At 57.0% G+C, this 24056-nt stretch carries 17 protein-coding genes; 7 read left to right on the top strand and 10 right to left on the bottom strand.

Annotated features, from left to right (window positions below; translation table 11 throughout):
* Positions 1 to 153 precede the first annotated feature (153 nt).
* From CGLUCO_RS06925 to aspS, 8 genes are all read right to left on the bottom strand, one after another.
* Positions 154 to 657, bottom strand: coding sequence for a prepilin peptidase (locus CGLUCO_RS06925; protein WP_084036310.1), 504 nt, complete (start codon positions 655 to 657; stop codon positions 154 to 156).
* A gap of 152 nt (positions 658 to 809) precedes the next feature.
* Entirely contained in the window at positions 810 to 1625 is an 816-nt protein-coding gene (locus CGLUCO_RS06930; RefSeq protein ID WP_005394083.1) for a shikimate dehydrogenase, read from the bottom strand.
* 756 nt (positions 1626 to 2381) lie between these two features.
* Positions 2382 to 3476, bottom strand: coding sequence for an endolytic transglycosylase MltG (locus tag CGLUCO_RS06935; protein WP_005389906.1), 1095 nt, complete (start codon positions 3474 to 3476; stop codon positions 2382 to 2384).
* Between the two features lie 754 nt (positions 3477 to 4230).
* Complete coding sequence (gene ruvX / locus CGLUCO_RS06940; RefSeq protein ID WP_005389904.1) at positions 4231 to 4800, bottom strand: Holliday junction resolvase RuvX; 570 nt, start codon at positions 4798 to 4800, stop codon at positions 4231 to 4233.
* 192 nt (positions 4801 to 4992) lie between these two features.
* Positions 4993 to 7662: an alanine--tRNA ligase gene (gene alaS / locus CGLUCO_RS06945; protein WP_005389902.1), complete on the bottom strand. Its 2670-nt coding sequence runs from the start codon at positions 7660 to 7662 to the stop codon at positions 4993 to 4995.
* A 136-nt stretch (positions 7663 to 7798) separates the two neighbouring features.
* Entirely contained in the window at positions 7799 to 9523 is a 1725-nt protein-coding gene (locus CGLUCO_RS06950; RefSeq protein ID WP_005394088.1) for an AAA family ATPase, read from the bottom strand.
* A 4-nt stretch (positions 9524 to 9527) separates the two neighbouring features.
* Complete coding sequence (locus tag CGLUCO_RS06955; RefSeq protein ID WP_005389900.1) at positions 9528 to 10763, bottom strand: aminoglycoside phosphotransferase/choline kinase family protein; 1236 nt, start codon at positions 10761 to 10763, stop codon at positions 9528 to 9530.
* A 375-nt stretch (positions 10764 to 11138) separates the two neighbouring features.
* The gene (aspS, locus tag CGLUCO_RS06960; protein ID WP_040428819.1) at positions 11139 to 12947 is read right to left on the bottom strand and encodes an aspartate--tRNA ligase; all 1809 of its coding nucleotides are present in this window, start codon (positions 12945 to 12947) and stop codon (positions 11139 to 11141) included.
* A gap of 318 nt (positions 12948 to 13265) precedes the next feature.
* Between aspS and CGLUCO_RS06965 the strand changes: the two genes are divergently transcribed.
* The 6 genes from CGLUCO_RS06965 to CGLUCO_RS06990 all read left to right on the top strand — a co-directional run bounded on the left by CGLUCO_RS06965 (position 13266) and on the right by CGLUCO_RS06990 (position 19926).
* Complete coding sequence (locus CGLUCO_RS06965; RefSeq protein WP_141759610.1) at positions 13266 to 13526, top strand: hypothetical protein; 261 nt, start codon at positions 13266 to 13268, stop codon at positions 13524 to 13526.
* A 75-nt stretch (positions 13527 to 13601) separates the two neighbouring features.
* Entirely contained in the window at positions 13602 to 14498 is an 897-nt protein-coding gene (ypfJ, locus tag CGLUCO_RS06970; protein WP_005389897.1) for a KPN_02809 family neutral zinc metallopeptidase, read from the top strand.
* A 691-nt stretch (positions 14499 to 15189) separates the two neighbouring features.
* On the top strand, positions 15190 to 15924 hold the full coding sequence (locus CGLUCO_RS06975; RefSeq protein ID WP_084036309.1) for a CBS domain-containing protein: 735 nt from the start codon (positions 15190 to 15192) through the stop codon (positions 15922 to 15924).
* Positions 15925 to 16222: 298 nt separating this feature from the next.
* Positions 16223 to 17335, top strand: coding sequence for an LLM class flavin-dependent oxidoreductase (locus tag CGLUCO_RS06980; protein WP_084036308.1), 1113 nt, complete (start codon positions 16223 to 16225; stop codon positions 17333 to 17335).
* A gap of 3 nt (positions 17336 to 17338) precedes the next feature.
* Positions 17339 to 17989, top strand: a complete 651-nt coding sequence (locus tag CGLUCO_RS06985) for an FMN reductase (RefSeq protein ID WP_005389893.1) — start codon at positions 17339 to 17341, stop codon at positions 17987 to 17989.
* A 536-nt stretch (positions 17990 to 18525) separates the two neighbouring features.
* Positions 18526 to 19926, top strand: coding sequence for an L-serine ammonia-lyase (locus CGLUCO_RS06990; RefSeq protein ID WP_005389892.1), 1401 nt, complete (start codon positions 18526 to 18528; stop codon positions 19924 to 19926).
* A gap of 171 nt (positions 19927 to 20097) precedes the next feature.
* On the opposite strand, the gene hisS is transcribed toward CGLUCO_RS06990, so the two are convergent.
* Positions 20098 to 21360, bottom strand: a complete 1263-nt coding sequence (gene hisS / locus CGLUCO_RS06995) for a histidine--tRNA ligase (protein WP_084036307.1) — start codon at positions 21358 to 21360, stop codon at positions 20098 to 20100.
* 545 nt (positions 21361 to 21905) lie between these two features.
* Entirely contained in the window at positions 21906 to 22544 is a 639-nt protein-coding gene (locus tag CGLUCO_RS07000; RefSeq protein ID WP_084036306.1) for an MBL fold metallo-hydrolase, read from the bottom strand.
* A 452-nt stretch (positions 22545 to 22996) separates the two neighbouring features.
* On the opposite strand from CGLUCO_RS07000, the gene CGLUCO_RS07005 reads away from it, so the two are divergent.
* A complete protein-coding gene (locus CGLUCO_RS07005; protein ID WP_084036305.1) occupies positions 22997 to 23884 on the top strand; it encodes a peptidylprolyl isomerase in 888 nt (295 codons plus the stop codon).
* The last annotated feature ends 172 nt before the right edge of the window (positions 23885 to 24056 follow it).

The raw sequence follows: 24056 nt of genomic DNA on the forward strand, positions 1-24056 counted from the left end.
TTCTTCCCAACTCTGCGCACGGCTCTGTTCGCCCGGAAACGTCACCCACGCACATCCGCACTGCGTGCCTACAGCCAACCTCCACGCACACCTGTCAGCCCGCACCACTAGCTCACCTTCGGGAAACCAAAGCCAGTCCCCCATGCTTTCACGCTAAAACCCTGCACAAAGTGAACGAGCGTAGTAGCACAGGACAACCGCGAGGATCATTGCAGGCCCGTGGGCTACCGGGTGTGTGGGGCGAGCGGAAAGGAGTGTGATTACAGACGCACCGGCGACAGCGGCGAAGAGATACGGAAAACCGACAATGATCCCGAGGGGAAACGCGACCTTGATGTCTCCTCCGCCGACACCGCCCGTTAGAAGACCAACAGCGAGGTAGAGCGCCACCCAGACCACTCCAGCTAACAGCCGTTCCTGAGCATGCGCCCCGTCAAGGACCACGCATGCAGTAGGAGCGACAAGCCAGGCTGGGACTGTCAGCCAATTGGGCAACCGCCGAAAGCACACATCCCATCCGACAAGCAGGCACATCCAGACAAAGGTAAGGATCAGAACAGCTGTCCCCACCCACTCATCAACACCCTTCGCAATAACACCGACGAGCAGGTGCGTGGCTGGTAGCTGTTGTTCTGCCTGAGCGATGTCCCCCCACATGAGCCCCAGTGTACGAACATAGTGGTTGCGCTTCCGACTTGCCCCGCACAACCGGTTTCGCACGCCCTTGCTTGTCGACGCACATGGTTACTCGTCCACCAGGCACACCGTTACCTCGAGTACGCTTCATCTTTCGTATCAATGTCGGGGTTTCACTCGGCGAGATATTCATCCAAAGCATTCCGCATTGCGTCGCGAGGAGCCCGCAACCCGGTGTACTGCTCGAACTGGGAGAAGGACTGGTAGGAGAGCATGACGTTGCCTTCGACCGCGCTGCACCCTTTCTTTCGCGCGGCGGTTGCCAACGGAGTCGGGCGAGGATCGTAAATGACATCTAAGACCGGACATTGGGCAATGTCCTCTTCTTTTCCTGTTAAAACCACAGATGGAACTGTTGATATCACAACTGCGGCATCTGAAGTCAGTGAAGCTAGGTCGACGGAGTAATCGACGTAGTGGAAGTCCGCATCACCGACGATGGGGCGCAGTTCATCAGATTTGTCGGTCCTATTAACTACGGTGACACCCGACGCACCAAGATATCCAAGAGCCCACAATGCTGGCCGCGATGTGCCACCTCCGCCAATGACAACAGCGTCACGCCCACGCACAGTGCCAGCCACACCCAGCTCTTCAAGCGCACCGAGGATTCCTTCACAATCGGTATTGTCTGCAAACCACGTCCCATCCTCGTTATGCACAAGAGTGTTGGCGGAACCAATTGTGGCTCCCCGATCGGAAACTTCATCTGCGACATCCAGTGCCGCAAATTTACATGGCATCGTGACGCTCACTCCCCGCACCGATGAGTCAAGGTGAGAGATAAAGTCTGCCACCTCCTCGGCCACACATTCGTGACGGAGAAATGTCCATTCGGCGGCAATTCCGTACGCCTCGTAGCCGGCCGTGTGCAGTACCGGAGACAGTGAGTGGGCGATGGGTGAGCCGATTACATAGCAGGTGTTCATAGATTCTCCACTGATAAGTTGTGCACTGCGCACGCGCAATGCTCGATTTTTACGCTGACCACACGCATGCTGCCGTTCCACACACTCCAAACACAGCTCCCGCAGGTCGGTGCCCTCATTAGGTTTACCTCGACAAACATGTCAGTGACAAACGAGAACGAAACCTAACGTGCACACCAACCCACGATCCAGACACCAGGATGATTGGCGAGCGATTAATAAAGGGCGCGTGCGTGGCCAATGAGCCGTGTGCGAGAGCACTGTTAGGAGCAAATGTACCAGGAGAGAAAGAAGGGCCGCATCCGTATTCCTGCATACTGTCGGGAGAAACTCGGCTGCCAACTGGTACTCAGCGTGTTCGGCGAAGCGATTCGCGCTTTGGCCAAACCGGGAGCCTGCGGGAGCCTTCCACGCTGTCGCCCGGAGGAGAGAGAACATACGTGGAATCTCAGCACACAGCGATGCCGTTCAAGCTGGGATGCCGTACAAGCTGGGTAGAAAAGATGAAAAGCACATCGACGTGTCCGCGCTCGTGCTCCCGCACTCGTCCATGTTCACGATGATCGGCAGGGTGCGGCCTACGTCATCTGAGCGCAAACGCAAACCGCATTCTCCTGAATATCACACGACGTTGGTAGCGAGAAATGGGGAGACAGAACAATCCGGCGGTTAAACGTGACCAGTAAATAGGGAAATAAAGGGAAGGGAGCGCCCATAGGGCGCTCCCTTATCCACTAAAAGGCCTCTGATCCTCCGCTAGCGGTTGGAATCCAAGACTCCTGAATCTGCAGCTTTTTGTGTATCGGCCATGTGCTGCTCGAACGTGTCGTTAAAGACAGTCGTTCCGTCCCTGTCAATGGTGACAAAGAATAGCCAATTGCCGGGTGCCGGATTCTCCATGGCAGTCACTGCTTCGATAGACGGCGAGGCGATCGGTGTGGCCGGAAGACCGTCCTTTGCGTAGGTGTTCCAGGGAGTGACGCGGGCGCGATCCTCGTCCGTCGTTGCAACTTCCTGCTCGTCCAGGCCGTAGTTGACAGTGGAATCAAACTCCAAACGCATCGGCTTTGCCAAGCGATTCAAGATGACGCGCGCCACCTTATCGAACTCGCCAGCGGGAGCCTCCCGCTCGACCAGCGATGCTGCCGTAAGCAGCTCGTAGGGACTCAAACCGATTGCTCCGGCACGCTCGACGATTCCAGTTTCTGTGAAGCTCTGAGCGGAGGTTGTGACCAGTTGTGTGAGAATCTCCTCTGCGCTCGCCTCGGGGTCAATAACGTATTCACCAGGTTCAATCAACCCTTCGAGGCGCTTCGGGTCACCTGTAGCCTCCTGCACATGTCCCATTGCCCATGACGGCACGCCAAGCGAGGTTGGGTCTGCGTTTGCGCCTGCAGACTGCAGTTCCTCTGGGCTCAAGCAGGAATCACCCACGCTGCAGGAAATAGCAGAGATGAGTGAGTAAATACCGAACCGAGTGTCCCCACCAACTACCTTGGAATCCATGAGGGTTGCGCCGGTAGGAACCTTCAGCAGATCAATCGCGTTTTCTGGATTAACAAACGCGTTGACAGCCGCCTCGGCACTCATCTTCTTCTGCAACTTGTAAAATCCGGGTTTTACATCCGCTGCTTTTGTATTCGTTGCCGCTGCTGATTGGAAAGCCTCGTTGCTCGAAACAACTCCCGTCTCCACCAGCGTCGGTCCCAGTTCTGAAAGCGTTGACCCTGGCTTGATTTCTGCTAGCACAATTTGTCCGTTACCATCTCCGCGAAAATCCCCACCACTTTGGGCCTTGACTCCGATGAAAGCAATTGCAGCGATGAGTGTGAGGATCAGGCCGATAAGCACGCCGATCCGCCGGCCACGTCCATCTCCAGTACCACTGCTGCCGGCATGCGAGCCATGCGCACCGCAGTAACCATTGCGAAACGCCGAGTCTGACGTTGGTTCTGAGCCTCCGAGAGCTGGTGATCTACGTGCCATAATCAGAAATTTTATCCTATTGTTACCAAACCGTGTGCAACGACCCGGCAATATCGGTTAGGAATTAATAAAAAATTTACCTCTCACCACTTTCCTTGCGCACAGACGGTGACTATTCGAAGACACCGAAGCGACCAGCTACCTGGCGTCGACAAGCCACATGAACCTTCGACCTCTCATCGTTGCCGTGGAGAGGTTGCTGCAATGGGGACTGTATTGCACCAGAATCCTCAGCTGGAGTGGTGAACCTCGAGGCGGAAAAGAAAGAGCTACCTCGAACCAATCGCCAGCTAGGCCCACACACCGGCGAGAGGTAACCACCAACCGGGAAAGCCTACCGGCTGCGAGATGTCAGGACAGAAGCATTCGGGACTCTATGTCCCTCCCCTGCATTGCGAGCTGTGCATTACCGAACCGGCAGATGCAGAAAGCAGTGCCCGTGCCCAAAACACCCGCACCCAAAAAACGCCCGCGCCCAAAAAGAGCACAGGAACGCGACAGAAGTATCGATCCGTGGGGTGTTCGCAGCGAGGACAGTCATGTAGGTACGAGGACTACCACTAGGACCACGACAAAATGCGTAGACGATAACTGCGGTAAAGCGGGGGCAGAGACCCGTTCACACCCCGTTGGCATCCGCCTCGCCGTCTTCGTCCTGTGTCTTGTCTTGCGAGGTAGCTAAATAACTCCGCCGAGCATCGAGCCAGGTCTGCAAAATCTCCACAGCGGCCGCCTGGTCGACCACCTTACGCCCCGCGCGTTCCGTCAGGCCAGAGGCATGAAGAGCCTGCGTGGCGATGACGGTGGTCAGGCGCTCATCAGCGAACCGAACCGGAATTGCTTGCCCGGCCCCAGCCAGAACGCGTTCCAGGCGCTGACCGATATCGCGAGCATGGACAACTGATGCCGAACCGTTGCCCTTCAGGTCCCGTGGCAATCCGATGATGACCTCGACAGGTTCGTATTCGCGCACGATCTGCATAATTCGACGAATATCCTCGCCGTCTGGAATTTCGCTCCCGACGCGCTTATGAGATCTGGGAACAGTCTCCACGGGCATGGCCATTCGGGCATCGCGATCGGATGAAGCGATGCCGATTCGGACAGTCCCCACATCTAGCGCTAGTCGGCGACCATCCCCAGGATCGTCGACCCCCGCTACGGAAGGTTCGATATCCTCAAGCCCCATCAAGCGCAAGGCTTCGACACCGAGACGGGGGTCAATTCCCTTTTCAGGGGCACGTGACTCCCCTTGCCTACTGGGCCGGTTGCCTCTATGACCACCGGTTGCCCGATGCCACTGGCGGTTACCGCGTCCGCCCCTTCGCTGCTGCGAGGAGCGTCCACCGCCATTGCCCGTGCGCCTGTTCTTCCCCATCAGTTAGCGAGCAGCCAAATCGCGGGTAACCGCGTCGAAAGCTGCGGTGAATCCAGCAGGGTTCGATCCCGAGCCCTGAGCCAAATTCGGCTTGCCACCGCCCTTACCGCCAACGTGTTCACCAATCACCTTGACCACATCTCCGGCCTTGATACCTGCGTCGACAGCGGCAGCAGTAGCGGCAACGGCAAACGGAGCCTTTCCGCCCTGCGATCCACCAAGGACGACAACCGCTGAACAGCTCCCGAGTCGGTTGGCTAAATCCTGCGCCATGGCGCGAAGATCCTTGGCACCAACGGTCTCACCGAGGTTCTCAGCGATGAGTTCAAAAGAACCGGCCTTCTTCGCGGAATCAACGAGTGCACCCACACGATCAGCCAGCGCCTTCGCGTGCAGATTCTCGATTTCCTTTTCGGCAGCCTTCAGTTTCTCCGTCAGCTGTGCAATACGCTCCGGTAGGTCGTCACTCGGGGTTTTGAGAGCCGTAGCGAGTCCTTCCGCCAGGCTGCGCTCCTTAGACAGGTAGCTGAAAGAGTTGAGACCGGAGTAGGCCTCGATTCGGCGGACACCAGAACCAACAGAGGATTCGCCGAGCACGGCCACTGGCCCGATCTGCGCAGAACGGGCCACGTGGGTACCACCACACAGCTCCATCGAGAACGGTCCACCGATCTCGACAACTCGGACAATGTCACCGTAGTTTTCGCCGAACAGTGCCATCGCACCCATCGCCTTGGCTTCCTCAAGCGGCATCTCATTGGTGTTCACAGTCCAATCCGTATCCACCGCTTCGTTCGTGATGCGCTCGATCTCCTCAAGCTGCTTCGGAGTAAGAGCCTGAGCATAGTTGAAGTCGAAGCGGAGGTAACCCGGTTTGTTCATGGAGCCGGCCTGAACTGCTGTCGGCCCAAGAGTCTGTCGAAGTGCGGCATGGATGAGGTGTGTAGCGGAGTGTGCCTGGCGAGCAGCGTGACGCCACTGCTCATCCACATGCAAAGCAGCAGTATCCCCGACCTCGAATCCGCCGGCGGTGACGGTGGACTTGTGCAACCACAGCTTCTTACCAATTTTCTGAACGTCATTGACGTTCAGAGTGGCATCGCCGATCGTCATCGTGCCGCGATCACCGAGCTGACCGCCTGCCTCCGCGTACATCGGGGTGGCCTCGACGATGACCTCGACCTCGTCCCCTTCCTTGGCCGAATGAATCTTCTCTCCACCGGCGACAAGGCCGATCACTGGGCTCTCGCCCTCCAGCTGATCGTAGCCGATGAACTCCGTCGGATGGTTATCCACAAACTCACGGTAAACGGTCAGATCCGCAGCACCGTGCTTCTTGGCCTGGTTGTCAGCCTTAGCGCGGGCCTTCTGCTCCGCCATGAAGGAGTGGAAGCCTTCCTCATCGACAGTCAGGCCCTGTTCGCGGGCCATCTCCAGTGTCAGGTCGATGGGGAAACCGTATGTGTCATGCAGCGTGAACGCTTTCTCGCCGGAGATTTCCGTCTTGCCGGCACCCTTAACTGCGGACACTTCCTGCTCAAACAGCTCCGTGCCGGACTCGAGGGTGCGAAGGAAAGCCTTCTCCTCATTCACAGCCACGGTGAGGATGCGCTCGCGGGCCTTCTCGATCTCCGGGTAGGAGGGCGTCATCGTATCCATAATCGTGGTGATGAACGTCTCCATCGTGTTGCCCTTAGCACCAAGGAGGCGAGCAGAACGGATGATGCGACGGAGAAGACGCCGCAGGATGTAGCCGCGCCCCTCGTTGCCGGGGGTAACGCCGTCAAGGATGATCATCATCGCGGTGCGGGAGTGATCCGCAATCACACGGAAGCGGATGTCATCCTCGTGAGAACCCTCACCGTAGGTCGAGCCAGTCAAGCGTTCCGCAGCATCGATGACGGGACGCAACAAATCTGTCTCGTACACATTGTCCACGCCCTGGAGGATACAGGCGATACGCTCGACACCCATGCCGGTATCGATGTTCTTCTTCGGCAACGGGCCGAGGATTTCGAAGTTGTCCTTGCCGGTACCCTCACCGCGCTCGTTCTGCATGAACACGAGGTTCCACACCTCGAGATAACGGTTGTCATCGGCGACCGGGCCGCCGTCCTTGCCGTATTCCGGACCGCGATCGTAGTAGATCTCAGAGCACGGACCACACGGGCCAGGAATACCCATGGACCAGTAGTTGTCCGCCATGCCAAGGCGCTGAATACGCTCTTCGGGAACGCCGATTTTGTCCCGCCAGATCTCTGCTGCCTCGTCATCGTCGAGGTAGACCGTTACCCACAGGCGCTCAGGGTCAAGGCCGTAGCCACCTTCGTCCTGCGAACCGGTCAAAAGCGTCCACGCGTGAGTGATTGCCCCTTCCTTAAAGTACTGGCCAAACGAGAAGTTACCAGCCATCTGGAAAAACGTGTTGTGACGGGTGGTGATGCCTACTTCTTCGATGTCGAGGGTACGCACGCACTTCTGGATGCTTGTTGCCGTGCCATTCTCAAAGGGCGGGTTCTGTTGCCCCAGGAAGTACGGCTTAAAGGGCACCATGCCTGCGTTGACAAACAGCAGGGTGGGATCATCGAGGATCAGGGACGCACTGGGTACCGGGGTGTGGCCCGCATCCACAAAGTGCTTGGTAAAACGTTCCCTAATCTCATGGGTCTGCATGCCTGATGGCCTTTCTCACGCGAAAAATATTTTTAACTTGGGATATGTTACCCCACCACTGTGCTTGCCCTCGTGTCTCACCCCCACCACATGCCAACGTCCGCACGGGGTGAGTCACAACAAAACGGTGACCGTCCTATTTCCCACCGCGCACGATGGACCTCAAATTGGCTGCAAACCCCTGTATGTTCGCTTCTCTGCCGTGGGATGTTGGCTGATAGTACGTTGCACCGTCCAACGTTTCAGGCATGTAGCGCTGTGTGACAATCCCGCGGGGGTCATCGTGCGGATACGTGTACCCGATAGCTGCACCAACACGTTTCGCGCCTTCATAGTGTCCATCGCGGAGATGGCGAGGGACCGGCCCGCTCTTCCCTTTCCGCACATCGGCCAGCGCGTTATCGATGGCAGTAATGATCGAATTCGACTTTGGCGCAAGCGCGAGATGCACCGTTGCCTGTGCAAGGCTGAGGCGCCCCTCTGGCATACCGATGAGCGCGACGGCCTGTGCTGCCGCCACTGCAGTGGACAGCGCAGTCGGATCAGCCATCCCGATATCTTCGCTGGCCAGTATGATGAGCCGGCGTGCGATAAACCGCGGATCCTCTCCACCCTCTATCATCCGCGCCAAGTAGTGCAGGGCTGCATCCACGTCCGAGCCGCGCACAGATTTAATAAATGCGCTAATGATGTCGTAATGCTGATCACCGTCGCGATCGTAGCGCACCACCGCTTTGTTGATTGTCTCTTCGAGAGTCTCCAGCGTGATTATCCGCGTCGGTGACTGCGCACCGTCTTCGGGATCCCCACCATCGACAGACAAAAAGTCCCCGCTTCCTTCAGTGTGCGCGTTACCTCCGGGAAGCGCGCTACCTTCAGGATGCGCGCTACCTCCGGGATGCGCGCTACTTTCAGGATCCGCGATGTCCGCGTTTGCTCCAGGCGGAGTGGGAACGCGTTGTGCGGAGCTTTTTCCACTTGGGGTGACCTCCGCCTCGTCGTTATGTGCATCGATCCCCGTGGGTCCAGCGGCATTAGTGGCTTCGGTGGCTTCAGAGGGTTGATCCGAACCAGCGACGGATTCTCGCCGCTGACCGGAGCGTTCCTCAGCGGATGGGGAATTCCCATCGCCGGCAGAGCCCCGTTCTGCGTCGATGCTGCGTGCACCTTCAGCTGCGGCTTCCACGTAGGTCAATGCGCGGCGGGCATCTCCACCTGCAAGCGTTACCAGTTGATCCAGGGCATCGTCGGTGATACCTACCTCGCCCCCAAACCCCCGCTCATCTTCCAATGCACGGAGTACAACCGTTTTCAGATCTTCTGGTCCCAAGCTCTCCAACTGGAGAAGGAGAGACCGCGAGAGTAGCGGCGCATTCACCGCAAAGCTGGGGTTTTCGGTGGTTGCGGCAACGAGCAGCACGATTCGATTCTCTACCGCCGCCAGTAACGCATCCTGCTGCGTTTTGGAGAAACGGTGAACCTCGTCGATGAACAGGACAGTGCGCGTTCCCTCAATGAGCTTCTTTCGCGCAGTATCGATGACTGCACGTACTTCCTTCACCCCGGAATCAAGTGCCGACAAGCCCACAAACCTGTTGCCAGTAGCGACGGAGATGAGCGAAGCGATCGTCGTCTTCCCAGTTCCGGGAGGCCCGTAAAGGATAACGGATGCCTCACCGTCGCCCTCGATGAGCCTGCGTAGGGGCTTCCCCGGTGCGAGGAGGTGTTGCTGGCCGACAACTTCATCAAGACTCCGTGGACGCATCCGCACAGCAAGCGGGGCGTGTCCGCCAGGATGGAAGTACCGCTGAGCCGAATCGTTCTTCGTGTCTTGAGGCCCAAAAAGTGAATCCTGCGCCACTGTCTCACCGCTCCTGCAACCAGGAAACAAAATCATTGGCAAACCGGCTCACATCAGTGAACCTGTCGCTCTTGCCCGAATACGTGGCGAGTGCAGCAAACGTCTCTGTCAGATCCTGCCGACCGAGCTCAACCAAACGCTGGATTTCTGCGTCATCAGCGCGCAAGACGGCAAAACCGCTATCCGGAACTGGAGGAACCTCTGTGCCGCTGATCTCGATAATCTTACTGAGCGAGCCGTGGTGGATATAAGCCAGAGAGCCGAAAGCCCAACCAACCATCGCCGTCACAATCCGTGATTGCAACCGTTCCGGATCTGCCAGCGAAGGCCACACATCCGTGATTTCGGCGGTCCAGCTGGAAATAAATGCATCAACTTCCTCTGCAGTGAGCGGGTTGGTGGACACATATTGTGGGAACCCCGTGGCTACACATGCAATGTCGAATGCTACGTCACGGTACGCGCACCACTCGTAGTCCAAGAAGCTCGTGCGGTCACCGTGGATGATGTTGTCGGGCGCGAGATTGAAGGGGGTAAAAGCCTTAAAATTGGACTGGTTTAGACGTCGAACCGCATCTTTGGCTAGCTCGGTGGCTTGAGAGGGAACATCGAGCCCTGTTTCTCCCAACAGGCGCGTCCCTTCTTCCACCGCCGCGCGAAGGGAATCGGTGTGCAGCGACTTGTACTGCTCGATCGAGTGATCCAGGTGCGCCATCCGTTGGACAAGGGTGTTGAAGTGCTTTTCGTGACCGGCAGTACCTGCATGCATGCGGCCAAGGGTCGCCCCCAGCCTGCGGATCACGGAAAGACGAAGATCCTCATCGTCGCTAACGAGGAGATCAGCGTACGTGTCGGCATCCCCGGTATCCGAAATGATAAGAATTCTGCTGTCTACATCGCTGCCGAGCAGTATCGGCCCAGGCCGTACATCTTCGGGCAACGCAGTCAAGAACTGGTAGGCAACAAGCTGACACTCGAAGGTGTACCGGTGGTACGGGTGATCCCGAACCTCCGTCTGTTTGACCACAAGGGTGCGCTGCTCAACGAACGGATTAGGGGCAACTCTGACACGCACAACTGTCGTCCCTGGTGAGTTGGACATGTCGTCCACAACCGTGAGTTTTTGTTGGCCACCAAAGCGACGCGACAACAGCGCTTCCGCCTTCTCGACGAGCGTCTGGTACTGCGCACTGCTATTTGTCTGCGAGTCCGGAGGTTGCATCCCTATCCTTTCTTTCATGTATACCTTACATTCGCGCGGCCACGCGCCCCCGAAGCGAGGAGAATCAGCTGCATATCGGGTACCGCACAGCTGCTGATTGGAGTGGAGGTTGACGTGTGATGGCCGGTCACCGTCTAACCCCGTCGCTTATTTCCCTGCATCTCAGCTCCGCACCAGCAGAGAATGAAGACAACAATCCCCTCCCCCGCAGGCTTCCCAGACAGCAGCTGGAACGTTGCATCGTCCGGCTCCCCTGAGCATGGGAACTTTCCCTATGCGTCCCGATCACCGATTGTGACTAGAGCGCAAGGAAAGCCGGGATCCGTACGTGGATCCCGGCTCACCTGTTCTCATGCGAAGTAAAGCTATGCGTTAGATAAAGCTATAGCAGTCCTACTTTGCTTCCTTCGCCGTATCATCCTGCTTCTTCTTTGGCTTGAAGTCGATGCCAGCTTCCTTACGCTGCTCGGGCGTGATGGCTGCCGGAGCATCGGTCAGCGGGTCGATTCCGCCACCGGACTTGGGGAAAGCGATAACGTCGCGGATGGAGTCAAAGCCGCCGAGCAGAGACACGATACGGTCCCAGCCGAAGGCGATACCGCCGTGTGGCGGTGCGCCGAAGGCGAAGGCATCGAGGAGGAACCCGAACTTCTCACGGGCCTCCTCCTCAGTGATCCCCATGACCTTGAACACGCGCTCCTGGACATCACGACGGTGGATACGAATGGAGCCACCACCGATCTCGTTGCCGTTGCACACGATGTCGTAGGCGTATGCGAGCGCACTGCCCGGGTCGGTGTCGAAGGTATCCATCGACTCCGGCTTCGGGGAGGTGAAGGCGTGGTGAACAGCCGTCCAGGAGGAGTGGCCAAGGGCCACATCTCCGGAAGCGGTTGCATCTGCAGACGGCTCGAACAGAGGAGCATCGACAACCCAGGTGAATGCCCAGTCGCCTTCCTTGATGAGGCCAAGCTTGTTGGCGATTTCGCCACGTGCGGCACCGAGAAGAGCGCGGGAGTTCTTTGCGTCGCCGGCTGCGAAGAAGATGCAGTCACCGGGCTTGGCGCCGACGTGAGCTGCGATACCCTCGCGCTCGGCGTCGGTGATGTTCTTGGCGACAGGGCCGCTGAGGGTGCCGTCCTCGCCAACGAGGATGTAGGCAAGTCCTTTGGCACCACGCTGCTTGGCCCAGTCCTGCCAGGCATCGAGCTGACGACGCGGCTGGGATGCGCCACCGTCCATGACGACGGCACCGACGTATGGGTTCTGGAACACGCGGAAGGTGGTGTCCTTGAAGAACTCCGTGCACTCCACGATCTGGATGTCAAAGCGGAGATCCGGCTTGTCGGAGCCGTACTTCTCCATCGCTTCCTTGTAGGTCATACGCGGAATCGGGGTCTTAATTTCGTACCCGATCAGGCCCCACAGAGCGGTGAGGATCTCTTCGGCCAAAACGATAACATCGTCCTGGTCAACGAAGCTCATTTCCACATCCAGCTGTGTGAACTCAGGCTGGCGGTCCGCGCGGAAGTCTTCGTCACGGTAGCAACGAGCGATCTGGTAGTACCGCTCCATACCTGCGACCATGAGCAGCTGCTTAAACAGCTGCGGGGACTGCGGCAGCGCGTACCAGGTGCCCGGCTTCAGGCGAGCAGGGACGAGGAAGTCACGCGCACCTTCCGGAGTGGAGCGGGTAAGCGTCGGGGTCTCGATTTCGGTGAAATCGTGCTTGTCCAACACAGCACGAGCGGCGCGGTTAGCCTTGGAGCGCAGACGCAGGGCATCGGCCTGGCGCTCACGGCGCAGATCGAGGTAGCGGTACTTGAGGCGTGTTTCTTCGCCTACCTCACCGGAAGAAGAGGGGTCGTCGATCTGGAACGGGAGAGCTGCGGACTCGTTGAGGATCTCCAGCTCACTGACGTTAACTTCGATGTCGCCGGAAGGAAGGTTCGGGTTCGAGGACCCTTCCGGGCGAGCCTCAACTACGCCCGTAACCTTGATACAAAACTCGCTGCGGAGATGGTGGGCCTGCTCAGCAACTTCCGACTCGCGGAAGACAACCTGTGCAAGACCGCTCCTATCACGCAAATCGATGAAGATCACACCACCGTGATCCCTCCGCCGAGCTACCCAGCCGGTCAGGGTGACAGTATCGCCGGCGTTCTCTTTGCGTAATTCGCCTGCTAGATGAGTGCGAAGCACCTGTCGTGCCTTCCTTTCGTCCATATGTATGTTCTGACGTACCGTGTTCCGGCGACGCCTGAAGATAAATTCACTACATTTTCATGTGCCATCGACGCTTTCGTGCCGGTGGGCACACATTGAATGGTAGTTTACTCGCCACCACCGCGCCCCGTGCACCCAGTCACGAACCCCACGTCGTTCACTACAACGCTCCCATTCCTTCTAGCCACGGAAGAGCCCCAAGACGTTTCAGGCATGCGCAACAGATAAGTATCACCCACAACAGAGACTGCGAGCTGCCCGCATCCTTTTCTCACGGTGGAGGTCAGTCTCTATATGAAGGCATTAACGGGGCACGAGCCCTTCTGTGGCCGGCACGATGCGGGCTTGGAGCACGCTCGCAGTGCCTCTTCCCAAGCCGAGGCCACGGCACTGGGTCCACCTGTGGAGTGGACCCCTCTAGACCCTGTGCGGTTTCTTCTCATCTTCAGCTTCCGCCAGCGCATCCCCCACTGCTTGTCGACGCATCCCCTCACCGTCGGATTCTATTCTCTCGGTTCCCTTTTTGAATGCTCCCGCGATCTTTTGCAGTACTAAGAAAGCTACCCCCAAATCTGCACACAGCGACGGGTAACCCGCGCCTGAAATCACCAGGCATGAAAGAATAGTCGCATGACATTCCGTGAAGGCTTAACTTCTAGTTCCAACCGAGCATCCCGCGGTGGCGGTGGCGGACGTGGCGGCATGATCGCTGGAGGCGGTATCGGCGGCCTCCTCATCGTCCTCGTAGCTCTCTTCTTCGGCATCGATCCGGGTCTGCTTGGCGGCCTCACTGGTGGCGGATCAACCTATGACACCCAGGAAGCGCCGGCCCCCTCGACGGACGGCGAGGTCATCTGCAAAACTGCAGAGGATGCCAACACAAACACAGAATGTCGCCTGGAGTGGACCGCCAAGTCCCTCGACCAGGTCTGGACCGAGCAGTTGCCCAAGCAGGCCGGTATTGAATACGAGGCTCCTGGTCTCCACCTCTTCAACCAGACGGTAAGCACCGCATGTGGCCAGGCCTCTTCTAACACAGGCCCGTTCTTCTGCCCAGCTGACCGCACTGCTTATTTCGACGCCAGTTTCTTTAGTCTTCTTGAGCAGCTCGGCGGGTCAAGCGATCCATTTGCTCAGGAGTACATCGTTGCCCACGAGTTTGGCCACTCCATCCAACAGCTGGAGGGAACGCTGGGCCTCAGCGATTACGAAAACCCCGGCGCGGACTCCAACGCTGTGAAAATTGAGCTGCAAGCAGACTGCTATGGCGGGATTTGGGCTCACCACGCTGCACAGGGCGAGGATGCTTTCCTCGAGCCGATCACCAACGAACAGGTTGCTTCGGCAATTCAGTCGACCAAGGCAGTGGGCGATGACAATATCCAGAAGCGTTCCGGCGGCCAAGTTCGCCCAGACCAATGGACCCACGGCTCTTCTGAGCAGCGTACACAGGCTTTCCTGACTGGCTATGAAACTGGTTCAATGGCTAGCTGTGATTTCCTCGAACGCGGGGTATATCAGCAGTAATTGCATAGTTCCGGACCTTTCGGTCCGACTTCATCTGCCCTGGCTCGAGACGTGCCCCGACAGTTGGACGGAAGAACCCGATTCCAGCTGAAAGGGCACGGTTCATTGAGCGGGGCATTTTTCTTGAGCGGAACATTCTCTATGGTGCCCTTCACATCCTCCTCTGCAGTGACCGTGCGGTGCACCATCCCACGATCGCTACCGGTGTATTAAGGTTCACCAGTTGGCGATATTTCTCCGCGCGGAGGCAACGATGTGTGCCAACGGCACCGATCCTTATCTGGCTGCGTATCCCCATTTCTCGTTCGCTAACTCGCCCATTTTGGACTCGCACCCCTTGGATAGGCCGTCTCTCGCTCGAGGACCGGCAGTAGTCACCATGGAAAGTGTCGGTTATTGAAGCAACCTGATCCAGGGGTTATGGAAACCACTTCCAGAGGTATTACCCCACTGAGACATAGGAACAACGCCAGCCTGATCTAGCGGGTACACGCCGCTGATCTTGCAGATATCTCTGCATACCAGGCCACCTCAGCATAGACTGAGGTAACTGAAGTATTAACGAGATCGGCGTCTGCAAAAGATAGCCTCGCCCTAACCATCCAAAGGTGCACTACCACAGGACCCTTTTCCTACTGGTGTCGCTATCAACGGACATCGCCGACGCGACGGCAAGGAGGAACCACATCCCATGGCACAAAACGAGGATCCGGCTCTCGTGTTTCTGACGGTATTCAACAATATCGAGGCAACGATACGTCGCCTGCTTGATGCCAAACCGTCGGATTCACTCACGTGGATGGTTCGGTTGTGCGAAAAGAAGCGCATCATCACCCCCGCGCAGTCCGACACGCTGCAAGCAGCAGCAAACTTACGCAACTCCATCACCCACGGCTCGTACCTGCACGGCGAACCGGTAGCAGATCCACGCGAAGACATCATCAACGATATCTCTGCAATCTACGCATTCCTCACCGATCCCCCGTTGGCGCTATCGGTCCTCCCCCAGAAAGACGTTGTCACATTCGCCCCGGACACGTCTGTGCGCAATGTTTTGGCAAAACTGCGGAGCACGAGGTTTTCCCAGTTTCCTATTTACGAAGGCCGGACCTTCATTGGTGTGCTCACCGCCAACTCAATTGCCAAGTGGCTGGCTGAGGATATCCTCGATGACGGCGAGCTCAGTGCCATATCTGTTCAAGATGTCCTCGACCGTGCACGAGACTCACAGCGTGTGGCCTTCCTCCCGCGCACCGCCACGTCCTACAACGTAGCTGAGACTCTTATGCGCGCAGGAAAGAAACAACGCCCCCCACGGATTATTCTCATTACTGAGCACGGGAAGAAGGACGAGCGCCCCCTCCGGGTCGTCTCAGAAGCAGACGTTGCGCTTCTCTTGGATTCCCTTGACGTTTTTGCCGATTAAGTGTCTTAACTGGCCCGTTCGTTTATTTCAGCGAGCGGGTTCAACTATCAGACACGAAACTGTAGCGCCGTGGGCGGAATAACTTCGCCTGTCGAGCGTTGAATCTCCTAGAGCAACGTAGGTTGACCTAACCTGGAAGCTCGCACTCTCCGCGATGCGCATAGCACCGTGGGCGAAGCGATTTCGCGTCACGTGGTCTGCCTACATGCCTTGCCCCGGAATCCGCACCACGCACGCTGTATACGTATGTGTGTGAGCATACGTATGTGTGTGAACACCAGACGAGACGAGGAGAACAATGCAGTTTGGAATTTTCACTATTGGCGATGTCACCCCAGACCCGACCACAGGGAGCACGCCCACAGAGGCCGAACGAATTGAGGCTATGACCCGCATCGCCCTAAAGGCCGAAGAAGTTGGGCTTGATGTCTTCGCAACTGGTGAACACCACAATCCGCCGTTCGTTCCTTCCTCTCCCACGACCCACTTAGCATTCATCGCGGCACAGACGAAAAATATTATCCTGTCTACTTCTACGACCCTGATCACAACAAACGATCCTGTAAAGATTGCAGAGGATTACGTATTCCTTCAGCATCTGGCCGGTGGGCGAGTCGATCTCATGATGGGGCGTGGCAACACAGGCCCGGTCTACCCGTGGTTTGGCAAGGATATCCGCAAGGGCATCCCGCTTGCTGTGGAAAACTACCATCTGCTGCGCAGGCTCTGGCGCGAAGATATTGTTAACTGGAGAGGCGAATTTCGCACGCCTCTCAACCGTTTTACGTCAACTCCACGCCCCCTCGACGGAATTCCACCATTCGTCTGGCACGGATCCATCCGCTCTACAGAGATCGCTGAACAGGCAGCATTTTACGGCGATGGATTTTTCCATAACAACATTTTCTGGAACAAGGAGCATACAGCTCGCATGGTCCAGATTTACCGGCAGCGATACGAGCATTTTGGCCACGGTCGTGCGGATCAAGCGATCGTCGGTCTGGGGGGCCAGGTATTTATCGCAGATACAGAGAAAGAAGCCAAAGACTTCTTCCGGCCATACTTCGATAACGCACCCGTCTATGGACACGGACCGAGATTGGAAGAGTTCACGGAACTTACCCCACTGACCGTTGGGACAGCTGAACAGGTTATTGACCGTACGCTCCAATTTGCGCAGTGGGTCGGCGATTACCAACGCCAGCTATTCCTCATTGACCATGCTGGCCTCCCCCTCGATGTCGTTTTGGATCAGATTGAGCGCTTAGGCCGTGACGTAGTGCCAGTGTTGAGGGAAAAATTCGAGGAGCGTCGACCTGACCACGTTCCCAGCGACCCACCCACTCACGCGTACCTCGACGCACACAGAGACTCTCCCCACTTTGCTGTCCTGCCTGGAAAGGATGATTAATCAATGCGCACCATCGTTGTCGTAACAGCGGGCCTTTCTCAGCCCTCGACAACTTCCTCTGTCGCACAAAGAATTGCCGACTCAGTAAACGCAGCTGTTGGTGCTCGCGGAGAGGAGGCCAACATAACCACGATCGAGTTACGCGATCTTGCCGTCGATTTGGCTAAAGCCCTCGTATCGGGTGCGCAGTCGGCTGATTTAGCATCCGCCTACGAAGCTCTCGGAAACGCAGACGGCATCGTCGCAGTGTCCCCCACGTTTTCAGCGAGCTACTCCAGCCTCTTTAAGATGTTCTTCGACGTCATGGACAAAGATCTACTGACGGACAAGCCCGTTCTTCTAGCGGCCACGGCAGGTACCCCCAGGCATTCCCTCATGCTCGAGCACGCAATGCGACCGCTGTTCTCCTTCCTCCGCGCACGTATTGTTCCGACGGCAGTCTTTGTCGCGACGGAAGATTTTGCAGGCGAGCATTCGGAGGCGATCGATCACCGTATTGCCCGCGCCGCCGGACAACTCGCACGCGAAATTGTCACTGAGCGAGATCACGCAGGTGGCCTTGGAGGACCGTTGTCAGACGGGCCAACTGCCCCGTTAACTGAATCCAACCCGAAAAGTTTCACGTCCCTTCTCCGCAAGCACACAGGAGAGTAACCAAAGCTCTCCGGCACCAGCTCGGTGTCACCTGGCGTCCCCGGTGCTCGCTACGCTAGGCAGCAATCAACGGACACTCTGCCCAGCCATTGCCACCTGTGCTAGTAAGTGCTAGTAAGCCATTTGCTCGTCCTGACAGCTTGAGCCTTCCTGCATCACCCATCTTGTTGGCCCCATCGTCCCCTGGTTGCTTCCGGTTCACCACGGTTGCTGTAATTCTCAGCCCGCACGCTCTCAGAACTGAATCGACACAGAGAAAGAAAGCGACAGTTACCAACGGACATCGTGGAGGTGTTGCCACGCCGTACCATTTTCTGCTCAAGTCCAGCATTCAGCGCCCCCACTAGCGGATGGTGTCTACCACATCGCACGCATAACGGTATGTGATTATTGTCTCTCTAGATTCCGAACGAAACCTAATTAACGGGGCACTTTCTCACAGCGCGACCGAGGGACGTGAATTTTTATACATCAGGCTGTATAAGGCACCTTTTCGATTTAACGAGGTGTCATAGTTTTCCGTTAGAGTAGGGATCATGACCATCAGCGCTGTTGACATTTTTAGCATCGGCATTGGACCGTCGTCGTCACACACGGTCGGCCCGATGCGAGCCGCCAAACGATTTGCTGAGGAGTTCCACCCCACCAACGTGAGAATCGAGCTTCGGGGGTCTCTCTCCTCCACCGGCCATGGGCATGGAACTGACCGTGCTTCCGTACTCGGACTGGCAGGTTATGAGCCGGTCACTGTTCCCTTGGACATCGACCCTAAGCCGGGCGCAGCCGTCCCCACCCATGGTTCGATCACGAGCATCGACGGGAAGGAAATTTCCTTCCACATCATTTTCAACGATGTCGCTCTCCCCGAACACCCCAATGGCATGATCTTCACCGTGCTCGACGAGAACGACGAGCCGACCGACCAAACTGAGACGTACTTCTCGGTCGGCGGTGGCTTCATCCAGTCAGCCTCGGAGCTCAAGGCAGCTCAGGACGCACCGGGAGAAACGTCCGGCGGTGTCGCAACCCAGGACCAAGACGTGAAGGTCCCGTGGCCGTTTACCAACGGCGCAGAGATGCTCGACCGGTGTGAGCGCTCCGGCATGTCCATCTCGGAGATCATGATGGAAAATGAGGTTGCACTCCATGGTTCCGAGGAGTTCGTCAACAACCACCTCGATCTTGTCTGGGACACGATGGTTGAGTGTGTCGAAAAGGGCATGCGCGGTCGTGGCATCCTTCCCGGTGGCCTCGGCGTTCAGCGCCGCTGTTATGCGCTGCATCAGAAGCTTCTCCGGCACGAAAACGCTGAGCGTGCCGGCCAGCTGACGGCTATGGAATGGGTCAACCTCTATGCCATGGCTGTCAATGAAGAGAACGCTGCCGGTGGTCGCGTCGTCACTGCACCGACCAACGGGGCTGCCGGAGTCATCCCCGCCGTGATGTACTACGCCAAGACGTACCTGCCCAACTTCGACCGCGAGGCTTCTCGACGCTTCCTCCTCACCGCTGCTGCCATCGGCATCGTCATCAAAACAAACGCTTCGATTTCCGGTGCTGAGGTCGGCTGTCAGGGAGAGGTCGGCTCTGCGTGCGCAATGGCCGCCGCAGGCCTGGCAGAGCTCTACGATTCCACCCCCGCCCAGGTAGAAAACGCCGCTGAGGTTGCTCTCGAGCACAACCTTGGCCTCACCTGCGACCCGGTCGGTGGCCTGGTTCAGATTCCGTGCATCGAGCGCAATGCGATCGGTGCAGTGAAATCCATTAATGCCGCCCGGCTCGCACGCATGGGTACAGGCAGTCACCATGTTTCTCTCGACGATGCGGTTGTCACGATGAAGGAAACTGGCCTGGACATGATGAGTAAGTACAAGGAGACCTCAAAGGGTGGCCTGGCGGTCAACATCGGACTCCCGGTCACTATCACCGAGTGCTAAGCATTCTGTAAAAATCAGCAGCTAAAAGCGTGGACCTGCACACACAGGTCCACGCTTTTTGAGATGCTCACACTGAACCATTCGATGCTCGCCCAGTACTCGTGGACTGCGAACAAAAACCGGCCTACGCACTCGCCCGGGCCGGTTCTTGTCTGTCAGTAGCAGCGTTTTCTAGAGTCGTTCCTCCAGGAATGCCTGCACCGCGCTCAGTGAGACGGTTTCCTGCTCATGGTTATTCATATCACGGACGGCGACATTTCCGTCTGCGAGCTCCTGCTCGCCGAGGACGAGGCAGTAGCGTGCGCCGGAGCGGGACGCACCTTTCATAACCCCCTTCAGCCCACGGTCACCATAGCTCATATCGGTACTGACTCCCGCAGCTCGGAGATTATTGACCACACCTGCGAGAACTCGCTTTGCCTCGCTACCGAGTGGGACGCCGTACACGTCCACCCGCCTGGGGCTGCCTGCGGATACACCTTCTGCCTCCAGTGCAAGCAAAGTGCGATCAACACCGAGACCGAAGCCGATTCCGGAAAGCTCCTGTCCTCCGAGCTGAGCCATGAGACCGTCGTAGCGGCCACCGCCACCGATCCCGGACTGAGCGCCAAGCCCTTCGTGGACGAATTCGAAGCAGGTCTTGGTGTAGTAATCCAAGCCACGCACGAGCTTCGGGTTGATGGTGTAGGAAACACCGAAGTCGTCGAGAAGCCCCTTTACTACCTCAAAGTGCTCTCGAGACGAGTTTGAGAGATGATCCAGGAGAAGTGGCGCGTCGACAAGCATCTCCTGCACTTCTGGACGTTTGTCGTCCAGAACGCGCAAGGGATTAATTTCAGCTCGACGCTGGGTCTCCTCATCCAGCGGAAGTTTGCGGAGGAAAGCCTGAAGCTTTTCGCGGTAAGCCGGGCGACATTCGGCATCACCAAGGCTTGACAGATCCAACCGGTACCCGGTCAAGCCCACAGACTTGTAGCATCGATCAGCGAGTGCAATGATCTCGGCATCCAGCGCCGGATCGTCTACGCCGATTGCCTCCACACCTACTTGTTGCAGCTGCCTGTAGCGTCCCGCCTGCGGTCGCTCGTACCGGAAGAACGGGCCCGAGTACACGAGCTTTACCGGTAGTTGTCCGCGATCAAGGTTGTGCTCAATCACTGCACGCATAACGCCAGCTGTGCCTTCAGGACGAAGCGTCACAGAACGACCGCCACGATCCTCAAACGTGTACATTTCCTTCGTCACAACGTCCGTGGACTCGCCCACGCCACGCGCAAAAAGGTGGGTGTCCTCGAAAATAGGAAGCTCGATGTGCTCGAAACCGGCACGCTGAGCCTCGTGAGTAAACGTCTCCCGTACCGCAAGAAACTCGCGGGAAACCGGGGGCACGTAGTCGGGTACACCTTTAGGAGCAGAAAATGATACGTCAGTCACATTTAAGCATCTTACTCGAGACCCGAAGCTGAAGGACGGCCCCCTGTGCAGATCAGTCCACAAATGGCCGAGTTGTCGTAAACTGGTCGCTATGCTCTGTGGACTAGCCCCGGCCGCGACCACATTCATGATTTCAGTTGAGCCGGAATGCACTGGCCTGAACACAGGCCCGACTGCATGACTGGAAAGGCACGCGACCTTCTGCCCACCAATGAAAACCGGACGTTACTCTCGGAAGAATTGGATCAAGCCGATCTGGCTCCGGTCTAAAAGAATTCACCTGCGCCTCCATCCCACTGCGAGCTTTGCTCGCAAAAAGTCGACTTCGACATGCAGCACTTTTATATATTCAGGGTGGCTGGAAAACGCCACGCGCTGTGAACACCAACCTTGCGTGCAGAAAAACAAGGGGAGATAACACCCGGTAACTGCAAGCTAGTGATAACTATTCGAGCACCTCAATCATTCTGTAGTTGAATGAAACCCTCCGCGTTAGGAGGACAGAGTACCCACGTGAATCTTTAGCCACATGGCTATCCAATGGACTACCGCAAGTATGGATTGTTTTCTAGTTCTGCAGCGATTGTTGTTCCGGGTCCATGACCGGGGAAACACGTATAGTCCTCGGGTAGTGTCCTCACTTTATTGTGCAGGGAATCCCGCATAGCTGCCGGTGAGCTACCGGGAAGATCTACCCGGCCCATGGATCCACGGAACAGAACGTCACCTGTGAAAACGGACTTAACTTCTTCGCTTACAAGGATGACGCATCCCGGAGAATGCCCCGGGCAGTGCCGGACCTCGAATTGGTGGCCGGCGATGATTGCTCCAGAGTCCTCGGTCAACTCGCGTAGATCGTCTACCTTTTCCATGTCTTCCGCGTGGTACGCGCGAGCAGCTTCAGGAGAGACTCCAGCAGCTGGGTCATCCATCATGAACCAATCATCTGGATGCAAGTAAACGGGCACCCCAGCAGGGTTGGCAAGCGCGGCGGCATCGCGAACATGATCGATGTGGCCGTGCGTAAGCACGACCGAGTCCAGAATGAGTTTTTCCTTCTCAAAGAATTCCGTTAGAACCTGAGCAGCCCCCATACCTGGATCAATGACCGTCGCATGACCGTTATCGATGACAGCGTACGTGTTGGCCTGAAAAGGACCAGTTACCGCGATCTTGCATTCCATGGGCTTTAGCCTACCAAGACAAAGGAGTCGAAATAAGTACGTTTGCGAATTCCCACCGTCAATGCAGATACCCTGTGAGCACCACGAGCCCCAGAGCCACATTTTCCTTTCCTAATTTCGGTTTGGTCTTCCTTTAACTTTTCGCCTGATGACCAGGTTGCAGCGAGAAGAGAACTGGGAGAAGGGCGGAAAGTGCCATTGCCTATGAAAGGAAAAATTGCCTATGAAAGGCAAAACGGCCTAAGAGGTAGTCCGACCTAGGAAGTTCTCTTGACTTAACCATCGGCCCCCTTATTCCCGTGCGCTCATTTGCTTTCCCGATTACTGCGGCCCTCCGCCATGTGTTTTCTTCTCCCCGCCAGCAGAAGCAATGGACGTAGTAACGCAAGGGCTAAGATAAGATGCGCACGAAATACAGTTTTATTAACAGTTGAGCCGACAGGGAGTTTTTAGTGTCTAATTCCGACTCACAAAACAATAGGCAGATTCGCGAGGAATCTTTGGAGAAGCTGCGCAAGGATCTCGCAACACGAGAGCGCAAGGAGAAGCGCGGCCCGCTGGGCACGATCCTCGCCTCTGCTCTCGTCATCGTTCTCGTTGTGGCGGGAATCTACTTCTTCGCTACGAAAGACGATGGTGAAAAGATCGAAGCCGAAGACAGCACGACAACTGTCGAGTCCACTACAATGACCACGGCTACCGAGGAGCCAGAGGTTACCGCTCCTGCGCTGGCTCTCACTCGTTCGGAAGCTTTGCCGGAGACTGTCACCTGTGAGTACCCCGAAGAAGGCGGCGCTGCACGGGAAGTTTCCGCACCGAATACTCAGGATATCCCTGCTACCGGAACTGTTAACGTCACTCTCAAAACCAACCAGGGTGACATTCCGATGACCCTTGACCGCTCTGTCAGCCCGTGCACAGTAAATGCGATTACCCATCTCGCGTCTAACGGTTACTACGATGACACCGTCTGCCACCGCATCACTACAAACGGCATTTACGTGCTGCAGTGTGGCGACCCCACTGGTAACGGTGCCGGCGGCCCCGGCTTCAACTTCGCCAACGAGTACCCAACCGACGAAGCAGAAGATCAGTCCTCGCCCGTGAACTACCAGCGCGGCACTATTGCGATGGCGAACGCAGGTATCGGCACAAATGGATCCCAATTCTTCCTCAACTACAAGGATTCGCCGCTGCCCCCGCTGTACACCTATTTCGGCAAGATTTCTGATGAAGGCCTCGCAACAATCGACGGCATCGCTGCGAAGGGCACAAAGACCGGTGGCTCGGACGGCGCCCCGGCTGAAGAGGTTCGTATTGAAACCGCGCAGGTGAACTAGCTGTAAAGGCCGCTTGCTGAACCACTTTTCCCCGCGCCATTCTTCCCCCGCTTTCGGGAAGAATGGCGCTTTTGCAATTGCTCAGACTTTACACAGGGAATTTCAGGTGTGCACCAAACGTTCGTTTTGGTACCTGACTCCACCGAATTTGACCGTTGCGATACAAACTTGT

The sequence above is a fragment of the Corynebacterium glucuronolyticum DSM 44120 genome (assembly GCF_030440595.1).
Taxonomy (GTDB): Bacteria; Actinomycetota; Actinomycetes; order Mycobacteriales; family Mycobacteriaceae; genus Corynebacterium; species Corynebacterium glucuronolyticum.

Excerpts from the sequence above, each read along its gene's own strand:
- CGLUCO_RS07000 (WP_084036306.1), bottom strand. The coding sequence starts at position 22,544 with ATGGAATGCAAGATCGCGGTAACTGGTCCTTTTCAGGCCAACACGTAC.
- CGLUCO_RS06990 (WP_005389892.1), top strand. The coding sequence starts at position 18,526 with ATGACCATCAGCGCTGTTGACATTTTTAGCATCGGCATTGGACCGTCG.
- CGLUCO_RS06985 (WP_005389893.1), top strand. The coding sequence starts at position 17,339 with ATGCGCACCATCGTTGTCGTAACAGCGGGCCTTTCTCAGCCCTCGACA.
- ruvX (WP_005389904.1), bottom strand. The coding sequence starts at position 4,800 with ATGGGGCTTGAGGATATCGAACCTTCCGTAGCGGGGGTCGACGATCCT.
- CGLUCO_RS06955 (WP_005389900.1), bottom strand. The coding sequence starts at position 10,763 with ATGAAAGAAAGGATAGGGATGCAACCTCCGGACTCGCAGACAAATAGC.
- CGLUCO_RS06930 (WP_005394083.1), bottom strand. The coding sequence starts at position 1,625 with ATGAACACCTGCTATGTAATCGGCTCACCCATCGCCCACTCACTGTCT.
- ypfJ (WP_005389897.1), top strand. The coding sequence starts at position 13,602 with ATGACATTCCGTGAAGGCTTAACTTCTAGTTCCAACCGAGCATCCCGC.
- alaS (WP_005389902.1), bottom strand. The coding sequence starts at position 7,662 with ATGCAGACCCATGAGATTAGGGAACGTTTTACCAAGCACTTTGTGGAT.
- CGLUCO_RS06975 (WP_084036309.1), top strand. The coding sequence starts at position 15,190 with ATGGCACAAAACGAGGATCCGGCTCTCGTGTTTCTGACGGTATTCAAC.
- CGLUCO_RS06965 (WP_141759610.1), top strand. The coding sequence starts at position 13,266 with ATGAAGGCATTAACGGGGCACGAGCCCTTCTGTGGCCGGCACGATGCG.
- CGLUCO_RS06980 (WP_084036308.1), top strand. The coding sequence starts at position 16,223 with ATGCAGTTTGGAATTTTCACTATTGGCGATGTCACCCCAGACCCGACC.
- CGLUCO_RS06925 (WP_084036310.1), bottom strand. The coding sequence starts at position 657 with ATGTGGGGGGACATCGCTCAGGCAGAACAACAGCTACCAGCCACGCAC.